Raw genomic sequence first — 17,311 nt, 5'->3', positions numbered from 1 at the left:
ATGGAAACTAAACCGTATCTTATCTTTGAACAGAACGGTTTTCTCTGCGGTATAGAAGCCTGCTACGTTCGGGAAATTTTCTTTCTGCCGGAGTTGACAGCAATTGCAGAAGCACCTCAAGATATTGTTGGGGCGATCGACCTTCGCGGCGAAATTCTGCCCGTGATGGATCTGAATCTGCGTTTTGGATACGCTTGGCAGGAGTATTCTGTGACAGATAGTACGATCGTCATAGAGTGGCAAGAATCGAAAGTTGGTATAATTGTCAATCAAGTTCGCGAAGTTAAGGAACTCTCAGAAGAGGCCATCACTCCGCAGCTATCTTACGGACGAGAGAATTCAGAAGCTTCTCATTATTTTGTAGCTGGACTTGCCCGCAGCGAAGCCAATATTATCATGCTGCTGAATCTCGATCACTTAATTCGATATTCTCCCGAAAAGTCAGAGGAAATCCAGCCTGTTTCTCCAAGCAATGCAGGTAGTGAAGCAGCAGCAGGTGAGGCAGAGACGGAAAATTTACACGGGCAAATAAATGCAAAAGTGTTAGGTAAAACTCCTAAAATTTTGAGCAAGCGTCACGTTTTTTGCCCGCAGGCTACCCCAGAAGAAAAAGCAATTTTTCAATCGCGCGCTAATCATTTGAGGCTGCGAGGCGAGGGGGAAAATGATGCTGCAATTAATATGTCCCTGGCGGTTTTTGTTTTGAATAGCGAATACTTTGGTATTCATTTAGATCTAGTCCGCGAATTTACTGATATCAACCAAGTAACTCCGGTTCCTTGCACTCCCGATCGCATAGTGGGAAATATAAACTTACGGGGAGAAATTGTGACGCTAATTGATATTCGCAGTGTTTTAAATATGTCTTTAAATATGTCGGAGACTGCCAATTATCTCTCTAAGGCGATCGTTGTTGAAGTGGCGGATTTGGTCGCTGGTATAGTTGTTGACGAAATATTAGATATTATATACTTAAATGTGTCGGAAATTGCGGCTGTTCCGGCAGCACTGCATTCTGCCAACCGCGAATATCTACGGGGGACAGCTATTTATGGGGAAAAAATGATGGCTATTCTCAACTTGCAAAAACTGCTGACAAAAGGAGGAGTAGTTGTTGATGAAGAGGTTTGAATCCAGAACAGGACTTACGCAAAGTATATCTGTAATGAGTGCAGTGAAGCATCTAGCTGGATACTTGATTTCCTTCGCAATCCCGATCCAACGCAGAGATCAAAACTGGTAACGAGCGGGACTTAGCATGAGAGAATTATCTTGAAATGCGTCCAGGACTAAAGAAGTTAATTATATCACAATACGGTTCAGTTAAGCTCGATCTCCCTAGCCCCCCTTCTAAATGGGGGGACAAACAAGAACTTACTCAAAATCCTCGCAACGATGGGGGGATGCGACGGGGATCTCTGAGGAATAAATAGTTTTAACCCAAGCGTATTGAGTTATACCAAATCCGCTTTTCAAGCGAGATTTAACTAAGCAATCTAATTTGTGTATTCACGTGCTTAAATTAAGGAGAAAAATATGTTTTCTAAGTTAATAAAATTAAATATTAGAAATAGAATGCTGCTGGCCTATGTAGCGCCCGCAACTATATACTTGGGTTTTCCCGTGCTAGTTTATACAACTACTAATCATGTGTTGAATAATTTTGCAGAAGTAGAAAGGATAGAAAATGTGATCAGAGACACAAATGATATGTCCGCAGGTGCTGAACAAATGGTACGGGGAATGCGCGGGTATTTAATTAATAAAAATCCGCAGTTTTTAAATGATTTTAAGACAGGTGGAGAATTAGCTCGTGAGTCGGGAAATAGTGCGGAGTTGAAGATGGAAAATCCTGAACAGAGAATGCGTTTAGAGAAGATGCTAGAACTATGCAACGAATATTATGACGGTTCTAGCGAAATAGTTGCTTTATTACAAAAAAATAATAGAACTGCTGCCTTGGCTCTCTTTAACACCGGAAAACAGACACAATTTGTGGATGAATTTGTGGAAATAAATAAGCAATTTCGCGACATAGAAGTAAAAGCGATTAAGCAAGCTACAGAAAAAACGAAGCAATCTTTAGTTTTTTTGATATCGGCATTGGTATTTGGTTCCGTGTTTTTATTGGTGTTAGGTGCGGTTATAGCTTGGCTGATTTCATCAGGAATTGCCCAAACTATAGATCGCGCAATTAGCTCGATCGCCACTTCTTCCACTGAGATTGCAGCCACCGTGGAAGAACAGGAACGCATGGCAAGTCAGCAAGCAGCTTCCGTAAATCAAACTACTACTACAATGGACGAATTGGGAGCCTCTTCCAGGGCGACATCACAGCAGATAGAAACAGCCGTGGTTCAAGCAATGCAAGCTTTGAATTTAGCTGGAGGTGGCACAAAAGCTGTAGAACAAACTTTAGAAGCAATGGCAACTCTGAAAACTAAAGTTCAGGATATCCAAGGACAAATTATAGAGTTGAGCGAACAAACAGATCACATTGGTAATATCTCAAGTGTAGTTAGCGATTTGGCTAATCAAACTAATATGTTAGCACTCAATGCTGCTGTTGAAGCAGTGCGGGCAGGAGAACACGGCAAAGGGTTTGGCGTAGTGGCGTCAGAAATTCGCAAACTTGCCGATCGCAGTAAAAAGTCAGGAGCGCAAATTAATCTATTAGTTGCTGATATTCAAAAGGCGATTAACTCAACGGTAATGGTGACAGACGAAGGAACTAAAACAGTGGAATCGGGCGTGAATATTGCCTCAGAAACCGCAGCGGCATTTGCAGGAGTTGCCAATGCCATTAACAATGTGGTTTTGAGTTCTCAGCAAATTTCGCTGAATGCCAAACAGCAATCGATCGCGATCGAACAGGTAGTGCAAGCTATGAACTCTCTCAATCAAGCCGCAGCCCAAACCGCTTGCGGTATCAGTCAAACTAAAGTCGGTACTCAAAAATTGAATGAAGCAGCCTTAGATTTGAAAGCAGTTTTGTAGGAAAGCAATGAATTATGAGTAGTTCCCCAAAAAGGCTAAATATATCCTTAAGAATTAAAACAATTGCTTTGGCGATAGGCCTCGCTACAATTCCAGCGATATTAACGGGAGTAATAACTTGTTTATGGGCAAATGCCAATAAAAACCTAATATCAAATCAGTCGTGTAGTGAGTTGTGAGTTATTATTAGGGGGTTGTTATTTTTTCTTGACTACCACTTCCCAAATCCCAATACTTCGGCTACCCGATCATACAATTTTCTAGTTCTCTATACTTAGACTATGCGAGCGTACAAGTTACCAGTAACCGATTCCCAGTAACTAATGATTAACAATTTTTTCCAAAAAATGCAGCATCGACTGTTGCTGCTCCTAATTTTAAGTACCTTGATTCCAGTATCTATTGTTGGTTGGTATGGAATTTCTTCTTCAACAGAAGCACTGCAAAATTTAGCATTAATAACCCTTAGTGACAGTGTTAATTCCACCGCCAATCAAATGACTAACAAATTGGAAAATCTGAGAGCCGATATTTTGTTTCTCCGCAAAACTCCCCCAGTTCAGGGAATGATTAGAGCTAGAGAAGGAAATGGATTAGACAAACAAACTAATTCAACTTATAAAGATTGGGTTTATCGAATGCAACTCACATTTTTATCTATGATGGAAGCCAAGCCATATTATATGCAATTGCGTTACATAGATAACAGCGGTAAGGAGATCGTGCGCGTAGATTCTGACGGTACCAATATCAAAGTTATTCCAGATTCTCAACTACAAAATAAAGCAGACACAGATTACTTCTCGGCAACTATGAAGCTAAAATCAGGAGAAGTCTATGTGTCTTCCTTAAATCTGAATAAGGAAAGGGGGAAAATAGAAATTCCTTACAAGCCAACAATTCGCTATGCCACTCCAATTTTTAATCCCAAAGGAGAAAGACAAGGCTTTGTCATTACTAATGCTCTGGGTAGCACTCTACTCGATATGGTTAAAAATTTCAATCCTGAACTATCAGACCAATCTTTTATCTTAAATCAAGATGGTTATTATCTGGCTCATCCCAATCCTAAAAAAGCATGGGGATTTGAACTCAAAACCAAGGAAAATGTCAAAAATGATTATTCAGGAGACCTTGTTGCTAAAATACTCTCAGGTGGCCAGGGAAATATTGATAATAGGGAGCTAGTGATTAGCTATAATACAGTTTTTCCCAGCAAACAAAATACCAATAAGTTTTTAGTGATAGTGGATAGTTCACCCAAAAAACTGCTATTTTATTCCATCGATTCGCTTCAAAAAATAGCAGCGTTGATTGCTATTGTTTCCCTGGCTGTGGTGCTGGGATTTGGCTGGTTTTTTCTCAAACAGATTGTTGCTCTCATTCGGGGGCTGATTTACCAAATATCCTCATTTTCAATGCAAATAGAATCTAATATGAATAGGCAAGAACAAATAGCAGATAGGCAATTTGTTTCGGTCAATCAAACAACTATAACTCTAGAAAATTTGGGCAGATCTTCCCAGCAAACAGCCGAGCAAGCTGAGTCTGTTGCCATTGCCGCTCGCCAAGCTTTAAATCTAGCCGAAGAAGGTACTAAAAAGGTAGATCAAACTCTCAATCAAATGCTGAATCTTAGAGAAGCTGTGGTGGCAATTTCTAAGCAAAATCATCGACTCGACGACAGCACGAGTCAGATTGGCAATATATCGACTCTCGCAAGTTTGGTTAGCGATTTAGCCAGCCAAACTAATATGCTGGCTCTCAACGCCGCTGTTGAAGCAGTCAGAGCCGGCGAGTACGGTAAAGGTTTTGCGGTGGTAGCAAGCGAAATTCGTAAGTTAGCAGATGAAAGCCAACAAGCAGCACAAAAGATTAATGGTATTGTTCCAGAAATTAAGGGCGCGATCGACTCCACGGTGAAAGCAACTGAAGATAGTCGCAAAACGGTTGCAGAAGGGGTGAAAACAGCACAAGATACGGCAGAAGCTTTTACGGGTGTGAGGGAAGCTTGCAATCTGGTGTTTGCTAGCAACCAGCAAATTTCATTTAATGTTAAACAGCAGGCGATAGCAATTCAGCAAGTAGGTGATGCCATGAGTTCTATGAAGGAATCCGCGTCTCAAACAGTCAGCGGCATTACTCAAGTTAAAATTGGTACTCAACAACTCACAGAAGCTGCATTTAATCTTAAAGAAGTAGTGTAGTCATTAGTCATTAGTCATTAGTCATTAGTCATTAGTCATTAGCAATCGACTGAGTATTCAACATTATTATCATTAGCAATTACCCATGAGCCATGCTCAATTACCTATTACTCAATAACATATATGATGATTGAAGATCAAGAACTTCGAGATGTATTTAAAGTCGCTAGTCAAGAACACTTACAGAAACTAGACGACGGATTGCTGTACTTAGAACAATATCCGAGCGATTTAGCTAAGTTAGAACAATTGTTGCGGGAAACCCATTCTCTTAAAGGTGATGCTGGGATGCTGGGAGTAAAAAATGTAGCATCTTTAGCTCATCAAATGGAGCATATTTTGGGAGCTGTCAAACGGGGAGAAACTCAACTGAATTCGGATATTAGCGATCGACTTTTGCAAGGTTTAGACGCCATGCGGAAACTCGTTAACGAAGCCGTTACCGGCGAAGATTCCGGCGTTAATACTTTTTACATCCTCGCTAGCATGATGGGTGCTTCTAGTCAGCCACAGCCACAGGCTGCTGCCTCAATAGTAGATCCCTCATCTTCACAAGTACCAGAACAACCCTTGGTAGAAGCGCAATTTACTGAGCCTTATACCAAAGAACTAGAAACAAATGTTGAAACTTCTGAAGTCCTTAACTTAGAGAAAAATTTCTCTTTTTTACCCCTACAATCCAACCCAGAATTTCTACTGGAAGCTCAAAACTTGCCTGCACCTTCTGGACCCGCCACTGAGTCGGCTTCGCAGTCGGCAGTTACTGCATCCTCAACCTCATCTTACCGCATTGAAACCATTCGCGTTGCTACTCAAAATTTAGACGATTTAATGACTCAAGCAGGGGAACTTACTGTCACAAAAACTCGGCTAGGACACCGAGTTGCAGATATCGAACAAATTACAACTTTGTGGGAAGAGTGGAGCCGAGAATATTTTGTAACGAGCTTGACCGTTGATCGGATGCAGATAGATGAAAACGGTATTAAAGCCAGCGGTAAATTTAGCCAATTGCAGGATTACTATCAACGTACAGAAGAACGTTTAGAACGTCTCGGAACTTTAGTCAACCGCTTGAGAAATCGAGTTTATGAAGATACTGCTAGACTCGAATTAATCACTGAGGCATTAGAATCAGGAATTCGCACTCTGAGACTTCTGCCTTTGTCTACTATTTTTAATTTATTTCCTCGAACTGTTCGAGATTTAGCAAAACGGGAAGGTAAAGAAGTTGCATTAGTGATTGAAGGAGGCGAAACCACAGCAGACAAACGCATTTTAGAAGAAATGAAAGACCCTTTAATGCACATGCTTAGAAATGCGATCGACCACGGCATTGAAACTGTTGAGGAGCGGAAAAAACTAGGTAAACCTCCCGTGGCAACTCTCCGAATTAAAGGCTATAATATTGCTAGCAATATTATTATTGAAGTTGCTGATGATGGTCGGGGACTAAATCTAGAGAGCATTAAACAAACTGCTGTAAAACGCAATATTTGTACGCTTGAACAACTGGTCGAAATGACCGAAAATCAAGTACAATCTTTGATTTTTACTCCGGGTTTTTCGACCAAAAAATTTGTTACCGAAGTATCGGGGCGCGGGGTGGGTTTAGATGTAGTTCGCACTAATGTTGAAGCCCTAAAAGGTAGTATTCAAGTAGAGTCTTTACCGGGAAAAGGATGCACTTTGAGGCTGCAAATCAGCACGTCTTTAGCTACAGCAAATGTATTAATTGTCACAGTTGAAGACATTCCTTATGGTCTGCCAGTCGAGTTTGTAGACACGGCACAACTGGTGTCTCAGTCTGAGATATTTGCTATAGAAGGTAAGGAAACTATACTTTCAAAGGGTCAGCCTCTGTCAGTTGCTCATCTGACAGATTTACTAGCATTAAACAATAGAAAAGGGTGGCAAAAAAGTCGGTATCTGAGACAGGAAACAGGGAGTGAAATTTCGATAAAAAATCAAAACTACTTCCGAAATTCAAGCTCTGCAAAAATGCCTTGTATTGTTTTGAAAGTTGGGGAGGAAAGATTGGGATTATTTGTAAATGCTTTGATAGACGAACAGGATGTGGTTATGAAACCTCAAAGTCTATTGCTGAAACGGGTGCGAAATGTTTCGGGTGCCACAATTCTCGGTACTGGGGAAGTTTGTATGGTACTCAATCCCCACGATTTGATAAAATCTGTACGCCAGCAAGTTTCGTCCCGTGGGGTTTCTGGTGCGCGATCGCAACTTGAGACAGCCAGCAGAAAACAAGTTATACTATTAGCAGAAGACTCGATCGCCACGCGCACTCAAGAAAAACGCATCCTGGAAGGTGCGGGTTACGAAGTTGTGACTGCGGTAGACGGATTGGATGCTTTCCATAAATTAAAAACTCGCGATTTTGATGCTGTGATTTCTGACATACAAATGCCAAATTTAGACGGTTTGGCCCTGACTATTAAGATTCGGGAGCAAAAAGAATACAGTGAGTTGCCGATAATTTTAGTGACATCTTTGGCATCGGATGAAGATAAAAAAAGAGGGGCTGATGCGGGGGCAAATGCTTATATTCCTAAAGGTACTTTCAATCAAGATGTGCTGGTAGAGACACTAAAAAGGTTAGTTTAGTCATTAGTCATTACTCCTTGGTTAGGAGGCATTTGTTATTTACTACCAATTAGCAAGGTTTAATATCCAGTGTCCCGTGCACCATTACCAGTGCATCGATGCCCAATGCCCAATACTTTGACTACGCGGTTACTGAGCGACTCGTGCTGAGCTTAGCCACTCGCCCTGCGCGCCTTGCCCGCTAAGCTTCGCCGAAGGGAAGTAAGTCGAAGGGTAGCACAAGTGCCCTATTCCCCAGGGGGGTTTCATTTTCTTGTAGGGGCAAACCCTCGTGAAGAGCCCCGATGCCTAAAATGCCCATGAAATCATCTGTGGGTGGGGGCTGGCATTCTTAGCACCGCCCCTACAAAAGCCTGATTTTCCGTAGGGGCAATCCCCCCGTGGTTGCCCCGAAACAGCCCCATTTCCCATTCCCCATTCCCCAGCAAACTGATGTTATCGCCCATTAAACTATTGTTAGTTGAAGATTCTCCAGTCGTTACGATCGTCCTCAAACGCATTTTTGAGTCCTCGCCAGACATCCAAGTTGTAGGAACTGCTTGCAACGGATTAGAAGGACTAGAATTAATTCCCAAAGTTCAGCCCCAAGTAATCTGTACGGATTTGAACATGGCACCAATGAACGGGTTAGAATTTACGGAAGAAGTAATGAAGAAATATCCACTGCCAATTTTAGTAATTAGTGCTTCAGTGCAAGCGAATGATACTCAGAATGTATTTCAAGTGTTAAAGGCTGGTGCATTGGATGTTTTTCCGAAACCGATTGGCGGGTTGATATCTGACTACGATCGCCTAGCAAATCAATTAATAGCTAAGGTAAAAATCCTCTCAGGAGTTAAAGTATTTACACGGCATCAAAAAAAGACGCCACTAGAAGATAATAATCAAATTTTAAAAATTAACCAAGCACCAGTTCCTAATTACAAATTTTCCAACGAAAATGTTAAATCTTCAACTATTAAAGTATTGGCCATAGGGGCTTCTACGGGGGGACCACAAGCGCTGTACGCGATTATTTCTAAACTTCCGGCTAGTTTTCCAGTGCCTATAATTTGCGTTCAGCACATCAGTGAAGGTTTTTTGCAAGGATTAGTTGATTGGCTGGGTAATGAATCGAAACTGCCTGTTAAGATAGCTTCTTTTGGAGAATTGCCACAAGCAGGAACTGTTTATTTTCCGCCAGAAAAACGTCATTTAGAATTGGATTCTCAAGGGCGATTTATTTATTCAGAAGCTGCTCATGCTGCGGGACACTGCCCTTCTGTAACGGTGACATTTAAGTCGGTAGCTAATTTTTATAGTCGGGCAGCAGCAGGGGTTTTACTGACAGGAATGGGTAGAGATGGTGCTGACGGAATGTTGGCTATCGCCAGAGAAGGGGGGTTGACAATCGCCCAAGACGAGGCTAGCTGCATTGTCTTCGGAATGCCCAAGGAGGCGATCGCCCTTGGTGCCGCCCAATATGTTTTACCTGTCAGTGCGATCGCTCCCCTACTCCTGGCTAAATTAAAAATTTAGGACTTACCTCGCAAATAGTGCAGAATGCCCCGCCCCTCGACTTGTTAAAGAAGTCGAGGATCACAGAGCGCGATCGCAACTTTTTAGTTCATTAATTACTCAAATTACTTGATTAATTACTCAAAACTGACTTTTTTCCCTAAGTCCGATTATTTGATTTTAATAAACTTACCAATTACCTCGCGCAACTTATCGGCATCAAACGGCTTAGTTAAATACTCTGTTGCTCCCGCCAAACGCCCCTGTACCTTATCAAATGCTCCATCTCGCGCTGTCAGCATTACGATCGGCAAATTCTGAAACTGAGGCAAGCTCCGCACTGTGCGGCATAGTTCCAATCCGTCAATACCCGGCATCGAAACATCCAGCAACAAAACAGAAATTTGTTCGTGATAAATCGTTGACAAAGCATCCACTGCATTGTCGGTTACGAGAACTCGAAACTCTTTGCTTAAGGCCTGTTTAACAAGTCCTTGCATCACGACGCTATCATCAACTGCCAAAATAGTTGGTACTTGACTGCTACTTGCAGACATATTCTTCTCCCTGTTTATTTATAGTTCTTGAAAATACAAAACATACTTCGTTCAGTTATTTTTTGAGCGTTGCCTCTACCCAATAATTGTCAACTCCCTTGGAGCGTTAGTTGAAACTTTACCCCTGTTTTTTTACCTCAAACTCGAAAAAAGGGATTGGGAGAGTTGTCGATCGGCAATTACAACAGTTGCAAAATGTGCATCCGGGCCCAAAATCCCTAAAAAGTCGAGTTTGAACAACTATTGTTACAAAGTTTAACATCTTACCAATCTTTTGTAATTCATCTCCTAACTGTAGTTGAACTCCTGGTTAAGGCACAGCTCGGTAAAGGACAGTGGTATTGTGGCACAAACCCCTGATTTAAATCTACCAGCAAGCCAGCTACCCACGATTAGACAAGTCTGTTAAAATACAATTAAACTGATAAAAAAATTATAGATAAGCAATAGTCATATATTTTGGAAAGCTGCTTCCTCCCAACAGAGGCTCTGAGATTTAGAGAGCCGGAGGTATTCAAAAGCATAGTCAACTGGAAGTATAATTTATATAGTCTTAGATCTGGGGTGCTCTAACTCCCATAACTCAAAATTTTCCATATCGGTCAAGAGGTTAGTCTGAATTCGGCGCAAGCAACCTGCGCTGAAGTTGCGCCCAGAGTCTCCCAGCACAGAATTCATAGCTTGTTTTTCAAGGGAAGTATTGAGAAGGGCGGTTGCCAGCAACTAGACGGGCAGTTACACATGATGAAATCACCCTTGCCTCTTGGTAAAAAAGTGTTCAAGCTCCATAATATTGATTTGTATCAGCTTCTTGGCTCTGATCCAGAGGCTTGCTTGGACAGTTTGGTCGGTTTGGCAGCTCATATAAGCCGAACTCCTATTGCTTTCTTGAGCTTGATTGACGGTAATCGCCACTGGTTGAAGTCGCAGTTAGGTATCGATCGAACTTTGGCTCACCGTTACCTGAATTTTTGCGCTCGGGCCCTGGACCCAACTCCCGAAGAGTTCGCCCAGAGTTCAAACTCAAACTCGGAATTTGACCGGGCAATTTCTTTACAACAACCGCCAGTTGCTCCCGAATTTGCGAGGGAACTCCCTATAAATTCCTTTAAAGAACTGCCTGCCGCCATTGTTCGAGACGCTTCCACAGATATGAGATTTGGCGAGCATCCGCTGATCGTTTTCTACCCCTTCGTGAAATTTTACGCCGGCATCCCAGTCATGACCTCAGAGGGGCAGATGCTGGGAGTGCTATCCGTCATGGACTCGGTGTCGCGAGACTTGACAAAAGAAACGATAGAAGGTCTGCAAGCTTTGAGTCGGCAAGTTGCGAGTTTGGTGGAGCTGCGCTGGCAATTAGTCAAAGCCCAGAAACAGTTGCCAGAGGTAGAAGATATCACCTCGGACAGCCAGAAAATCTCGGAGTTAGTTCCTGGCTCGAACCGATCGAGCTTGTCTGCGGTACATACGCCACAGAGCAGCATGACAACAATATATGGAACAAAAAAGCTCCCGACGCTGGGAGAAACAGGCAAATCTCAATATGTGTGGGAAGCTTCAGCGGGCATCGGGCGCGCGGACGATACTCAACAAACCCGAGAAATCGTTGCCGGCTCCGGCGACACATCCGATCGCCAACTAACGGCAACGTCCCTACAAGAGCGAGCTCGCTTGGGTTCCCTGCAAGCTAAAGTCGGTGCAGCCCTTGGACAAGGCGGGAAAATATCGGTCATCCTCAACCGGTGCACCGAGGCAATGGTAGAGTATCTCGACGCCACAGGGGTGAGCATCTGGACTTTTAACCTGCAGACAGAGCGGTTAGAATTGCAGGCCAATTCAGGACTTAGCAGCCAAGAGTGGGCAAAAGAAATAGAAGATTGGGTACGAACAGAAGCGGGAAAACTCCAAACTGCTCCTGTGTGCCTACTGTCGAACCCGTCTCTGTGCACCATTGCCTATCCGCTGATTGTGGAGGAGCGACTGGTGGGAGTGATGACTCTGTGCAGTAGCGCTTTGGCAAGCGAGGGAGCGCTAGAAGTTCTGGGTTGCATGGCTAACGCCATCGCCGTGGCGATCGATCGCCACGCAGCCCGAGAAGAATTGTTGAGCCGCCGGGAAGGCTTGCTCTTCGGTCTCGCCAGCCAGATGCGGAATTCCCTCGACCTCGACAAAATTTTAGATACGGCTGTCAACGAAATTCGCAGCTTGTTGCAGGTTGACCAGTGCTACTTTTTGTGGTACTCGATCTCGCGAGACGGGCAGCCAAGCTTTGCCATCACCCACGAGGCGGCAAATCCCGAACTGAAAGAGCGGCTCACAGAATACCCGATCGAACAAGTAACCCTGCTGGCCGAGAAAATTTGCCACCGCCAAACGCTCCGGATCGGCGACGCTGCAACAGCACTGTGCATCGAACCGCCCACGCGAGCTTTTTTGAGCAGTATCGGGATTGTTTCTAACCTGCTGCTGCCAGTCAAGACTCGCTCCGGTCAAATGGGTGCTGTAGTTTGTAACCATTACAGCAGCCACCGTTCCTGGGCGACGAGCGAAGTGGAATTGCTGCAAGCGGTGGTGGATCAACTGGCGATCGCGATCGACCAAGCCGAACTCTACGCCCAAACCCGGGCGGCAGCCTTAGCCGCTCAAACTCAAGCCCGCCAACTGACGGAAACTTTGCAGCAGTTGCAGCAGAAAGAAGCTCAGCTCATCCAAAACGAAAAAATGTCCTCTCTTGGTCAAATGGTCGCCGGCGTCGCCCACGAAATTAACAATCCGGTTAATTTTATTTACGGCAACTTGACTTATTGCAAGCAGTACATGAAAAATCTGCTGGATTTGCTGCACTTGTATCAAAAGCATTACCCGGAGCCTTGCCCCGAAATTCTCGACAAAAACGAAGAAATCGATGTTGATTTCCTAGTGCCGGATTTGCTGAAAATTCTCTCTTCAATAGAAATGGGAACTGAACGCATCCGCCAAATTGTCCTGTCTCTGCGGAACTTCGCGCGGCACGACGAAGCCGAGATGAAGCCGGTAGACATTCACGAAGGGATTGACAGCACGCTGCTGATTTTGCAGAGTCGCTTGAAGTCAAACGGGCTAGTGCCAGGAATTGAGGTAATTAAAGACTACGGCGACTTGCCGAAGGTAGAGTGTTATCCCGGACAGCTCAACCAAGTATTTATGAATATTTTGGCGAATGCGATCGACTCTTTGGAAAATCAGCCTCCACCTAAGACGATCAAAATCTCGACGGCGGTAGTGAACCAAGACTCGGAGGCTGATGAGTCAGGAAAGTCGAGGGGTCAAGTTGTGGTGATTCGGATTCAAGACAGCGGGCCCGGATTGCCCGAAAAAGCTAAATGCCATTTGTTTGACCCTTTCTTTACGACGAAACCTGTAGGCAAGGGTACGGGGCTCGGCTTGTCTATCAGCTACCAGATAGTGGTGGAAAAACACGGAGGAAGTTTGAATTGTATCTCGGAACCTGGACAGGGAGCGGATTTCAGGATTGAAATCCCGGTAGCTCGCCCCCCTGCGGTCAAAGCATAAACCTGCGGGCGATGGGTTCCAAAAACATTTTTTAAATTTTATTGTCAAAATGCTTGACAGATTCCCGTGTCTGGGTGTTACTATATTAAATGTTGAGACGTTGGGGCGTCGCCAAGTGGTAAGGCAGCTGGTTTTGGTCCAGCCATTCAGAGGTTCGAATCCTTTCGCCCCAGTTAAATTGTATCCAGTAAATCAATTGTTAAACTCACCGTTTAGAGTTAGCGCTTGGCAGACGAGAGAAAAACGACTTCATTACGACAAACTTAATTAGCACTTGCTCATATCATGTCTGATCGAGTGACCGTGATTAAAAGGGCGGGTTTTTGAGATTGTCAATTATTGGCAGATATTTTTCGTGAACCCGCCCTTACCCTATTAACCCTCTTCTGTCACTCTGGGAAAATAAAAGTGAGAGCCAAATTTTTAACTGTAGATAGAGCGGGGATTTGAGCGTTTATTTTCTAACAGAATGGCGGAAATTAAGATTTTTTGATAAAAGTCTTATGCTCTAAGGATTGCAGATTATTTCTTGCCGAAAGTGACAGAAGAGGGTTAAGGGTAATGGGCCGGACATAGTATCATAGGATATCAGAAACCGGGTTTATTTATGCGGGTTTTACCTAACCTAAAAGCATAGAGTTGTGGTCAAAAAATTGTTTTTTTTGGCCGTCAGTACCCATTTTTCGCAGAAACAGTTGTTTGTGCATAATCTCACTTTTGACCGCGCCGGAATTGTAAAATCGAGTCAACATTCAACACTCATATCAAATCCGGTTGCATTGGAATGATTAAACCACTGTTGACGCAGAGAAAACAGAGGAAGAGAACATAGAGATGAATAATTCCGATGTTACCGGATTTGATATCAACCATCCTTCAGTTTTTCGACTAACAGTCAACAGTCAACAGTCAACAGTCAACCGGCCCTACTCCATATCACTCCAAAGTGCTGGGACCACGAGCGTTTAGCCGATCGAAAACGTATCGAGAAATTGCCGGAAATGTTGTTTCGTCCTTGGCATAAGCCGGATCGTCTGCAAAAACAACTAAGATATAAATCGCGCGATCGTCTAAAGTTCTGACAAAAGCCGCTTCGCTGCGGGATTTGGAAGTATAGCCTACTTTGGAACCAAAATAAATATTAGTTGGTAAAGATTCGCCAAGAAATCCTTTTATTGAATTGCTAGGGTCATTTTTCCATGCCTTGGGGTCTAAGTCTCTAGTCAGCAAGTAAGCCATTTTGCGACTAGCGACGCTGGAAACGGCTTGCCTAGTATAGATTTCATATATTAATCTGGCCGCTTGGTCGGTAGTTACTTGATTGCGAATCGGCTGAGAAGCATCGCCCCGCAATTGCAAGTCGCGACCGATTGGTCCTTCTTGTCTTAAATAGTATATGGGATAATTTTTGGTGCTTATACGAAGATCATTGTAGCCTGCGGACTGGAAAAATGTGTTAATTTGAGTGCGCTTTTTCAGCCATGTTTGCAACTCTTCTCCTGCGAGCCTGCCGCCGGATTTTGTATCTGTGATTTTGTCTAAAATTCTGCTGGCAGCATCGTTGTTGGAGATGCGAATCATTTGCTCTAGGTCGTTTTTAAAGGCAGATTCTCTTTGCGTAATGATGCCTTTTTCTATGGCTGAGTAAAACGCTGCCATCCAAAATAACTTGGCAACACTAGCGGGAAATCGGAGAGTTTGATTTTGATATCCGGCAAAGGTGTGACTTTTGGAATTGCTGACATCAAATAAGGTAATTGATAGCCGTTCTGCGGGCATCCCTTTGGTGGTTGCAATCTTCACCGCTTCATCAACAATCCCTTGCAATTCTTGAGAGTAAACTGGATTGGGAGGTGTTTTTATGTTATAGCTAAAGGTAGGCTCGCTTTGACGATCGGCTAAATTGTCCGATGGTTCAATTGTCGGAGGCGAGAGTGTTTCTTGAGGCGAGACGGCCTGTTTAGCCAAGATGACTGGCGGTTCTGGGGGACGGCGAATTCTGAACGGTATTGTGACAATCCACCCGATCGCGATCGCCCCGGCAATTAAGCACAGGATATTACGGTATTTTAAGCGAGAAAATTTCGTCCTGACTCGACGACGGGATTGGACAGGAGGCTGGCTGCTTTGGCGTCGTGGCCGGAGTGGGCCTAGGGGCTCGATGGGGCGTCGGGCGGGAATTGGGCGTGGGCGGCGTCGGCGTTCTACTTGCATTACAGTTTTGTGCTATCAAACTCGCACGATCAGTTTATAATAGGGCGGCGTCTAAATGACAAGTGTATCGATCTAGTCCGCTGTTGCCAATTTTATCTGTCTACTAGGCTGATTGAGACTTCTAGTAATTGTAAAATTTTCAGGATAGCACTGAGTTGAAGCAAAATCCTTTGAAAAACATGAGAAATTTTTGGAGTCTGGCTGTTTTGGGATTTGCGATCGTCGGCGTGAATAATTCTTTGATCCCTGATGTTTGGGCATTTCAGTCTCAATCTGCTACGGGATATGTTGTCGATGGACAAACAGCAGGACAGGGGGCGGATCTAGCGTTTTCCTTGACGGGAGAAAGCGAAAATCTGGAAATAAAAAACAAGCAAAGTGTTTCCAGTTTTCCGAGTATGTTGTGGGACTTCAACAATTTAGCGGAAATTTCCTATTCCGAATTGCTGAAAGTGCTTGCGAGACGATCGGACTCCAATAATACCGAGAGAGAAACCGTTGCACAACCTGAAGACATAGCACGTTTTGAAAAGGTTGTACAGTATGCAAAACAACAAAATTTGCACGATCGCTCGATCGGAGAAATTGTCCAGGCGATCGCCAATAACTTTCTAGGAAAGCCCTACGCCGCCGGGTTGTTGGACAAATCCGGCGAAGAAAAGTTGATCATAACTTTGAATAAATTTGATTGCGTTTTATTTGTAGAAACCGTTTTGGCGATCGCCAGGGGCGTAGCAGTACAAGATTACGACTATCAAAATTTTGTCGATCGCCTAGAACAACAGCGATATTTAAACGGTAAAATTAACGGTTATTGCAGCAGATTGCATTATTTTTCCGAATGGATTAATGACAATCAAAAACGGCAAACAGTGGAAAATATCACCGCTGAATTAGGCGGAGTGCCCATGAATAAAACACTAAATTTCATGAGTCAGCACCGCAACAGTTATCCGCAAATGGTTAAAGACGAAGCAACTTATCAGTGCATAGTCAGCCAAGAAGCAGACTTAGCCAAAACTACTGTTAATTACATCCCCACAAATCAGATAAAAAGTGTTTATTCTCAGTTAAAACCGGGGGATATTATAGCAGTAGCGACGGAGGTTAAAGGATTGGATGTCACCCACACGGGTTTAGTCTACCGCAATGCTGACGGCAATATGGGTTTAATTCACGCTTCGCCGGCTGGACAGGTTACGGTTGCTTACGACTTGCAGAGATATATTAGGAGAGTCGAAAGTGCGATCGGCATTGTGGTAGCGAGGGCGAAAACCCCTAATTAAATTAGTTTGTATTCGTAAAGTGCATCAGCTTGCATTATTTTAGCTGAAAATTTAAAATTTCTGTGTTGACGAACCCTACAAACTCTGTTGTGGGGTGGGCTTCTAGCCCAACCGGAATATACAAATTAAATGCACCTGGGGGGGTGACAAAGAGGCCTAGGAGATAGACCGAATCAGGGTTGCAGCCCGCATACCTTGTTGATAAAAGCGACGTTTATTTCGAGTTAACTTCATTAACTGTTCCACTTCATCAGAATATTGTTCGAGATAATTAACCCACTTTTCTCCCGCTTGCGCCAACACCAAATGTACTCCGTCTTCGATATCTTTTTTTAGGTTCTTGACGCCGACATACATATTTTCCTACCTGCTTTTTCTG

Annotated in this window: 10 protein-coding genes and 1 tRNA gene; 8 read left to right on the top strand and 3 right to left on the bottom strand. The window is 43.7% G+C overall.

Annotated elements, in window-relative coordinates:
• From QT979_RS04970 to cheB, 5 genes are all read left to right on the top strand, one after another.
• Positions 1-1,131 (top strand): chemotaxis protein CheW, encoded by a 1,131-nt coding sequence (locus QT979_RS04970; protein ID WP_333159887.1) that lies wholly within the window; start codon positions 1-3, stop codon positions 1,129-1,131.
• Between the two features lie 405 nt (positions 1,132-1,536).
• Positions 1,537-2,997 carry a methyl-accepting chemotaxis protein gene (locus QT979_RS04965; RefSeq protein WP_333308455.1) on the top strand — a complete coding sequence of 487 codons (1,461 nt, stop codon included), beginning with the start codon at positions 1,537-1,539 and terminating at the stop codon, positions 2,995-2,997.
• Positions 2,998-3,320: 323 nt separating this feature from the next.
• Positions 3,321-5,204 (top strand): methyl-accepting chemotaxis protein, encoded by a 1,884-nt coding sequence (locus QT979_RS04960; RefSeq protein WP_333214312.1) that lies wholly within the window; start codon positions 3,321-3,323, stop codon positions 5,202-5,204.
• A 126-nt stretch (positions 5,205-5,330) separates the two neighbouring features.
• A complete protein-coding gene (locus tag QT979_RS04955) occupies positions 5,331-7,826 on the top strand; it encodes a hybrid sensor histidine kinase/response regulator (RefSeq protein WP_333308602.1) in 2,496 nt (831 codons plus the stop codon).
• A gap of 432 nt (positions 7,827-8,258) precedes the next feature.
• Positions 8,259-9,344 (top strand): chemotaxis-specific protein-glutamate methyltransferase CheB, encoded by a 1,086-nt coding sequence (cheB, locus tag QT979_RS04950; RefSeq protein WP_333214310.1) that lies wholly within the window; start codon positions 8,259-8,261, stop codon positions 9,342-9,344.
• A 149-nt stretch (positions 9,345-9,493) separates the two neighbouring features.
• Here the strand turns inward: cheB and QT979_RS04945 are convergent, their stop codons facing one another.
• Positions 9,494-9,880 (bottom strand): response regulator, encoded by a 387-nt coding sequence (locus QT979_RS04945; RefSeq protein ID WP_015175702.1) that lies wholly within the window; start codon positions 9,878-9,880, stop codon positions 9,494-9,496.
• 741 nt (positions 9,881-10,621) lie between these two features.
• On the opposite strand from QT979_RS04945, the gene QT979_RS04940 reads away from it, so the two are divergent.
• Both QT979_RS04940 and QT979_RS04935 read left to right on the top strand, forming a co-directional pair.
• Positions 10,622-13,432, top strand: coding sequence for a GAF domain-containing protein (locus tag QT979_RS04940; RefSeq protein ID WP_333214308.1), 2,811 nt, complete (start codon positions 10,622-10,624; stop codon positions 13,430-13,432).
• A gap of 101 nt (positions 13,433-13,533) precedes the next feature.
• Positions 13,534-13,605: transfer RNA gene (locus tag QT979_RS04935), tRNA-Gln, on the top strand.
• A 763-nt stretch (positions 13,606-14,368) separates the two neighbouring features.
• On the opposite strand, the gene QT979_RS04930 is transcribed toward QT979_RS04935, so the two are convergent.
• The gene (locus QT979_RS04930; RefSeq protein ID WP_333308453.1) at positions 14,369-15,646 is read right to left on the bottom strand and encodes a serine hydrolase; all 1,278 of its coding nucleotides are present in this window, start codon (positions 15,644-15,646) and stop codon (positions 14,369-14,371) included.
• Between the two features lie 179 nt (positions 15,647-15,825).
• Between QT979_RS04930 and QT979_RS04925 the strand changes: the two genes are divergently transcribed.
• On the top strand, positions 15,826-16,932 hold the full coding sequence (locus QT979_RS04925) for an N-acetylmuramoyl-L-alanine amidase-like domain-containing protein (RefSeq protein ID WP_333308451.1): 1,107 nt from the start codon (positions 15,826-15,828) through the stop codon (positions 16,930-16,932).
• A 156-nt stretch (positions 16,933-17,088) separates the two neighbouring features.
• Here QT979_RS04925 and QT979_RS04920 read toward each other — a convergent pair whose 3' ends face one another.
• On the bottom strand, positions 17,089-17,289 hold the full coding sequence (locus QT979_RS04920; RefSeq protein ID WP_333308449.1) for a hypothetical protein: 201 nt from the start codon (positions 17,287-17,289) through the stop codon (positions 17,089-17,091).
• Positions 17,290-17,311: the final 22 nt, after the last annotated feature.

Origin of the sequence: Microcoleus sp. w2-18bC1, from assembly GCF_036700365.1 — a bacterium.
GTDB lineage: Bacteria > Cyanobacteriota > Cyanobacteriia > Cyanobacteriales > Microcoleaceae > Microcoleus.
The sequence above is the reverse complement of the archived record's forward strand: the minus strand, read 5'-3'. Positions and strand labels throughout refer to the sequence as shown.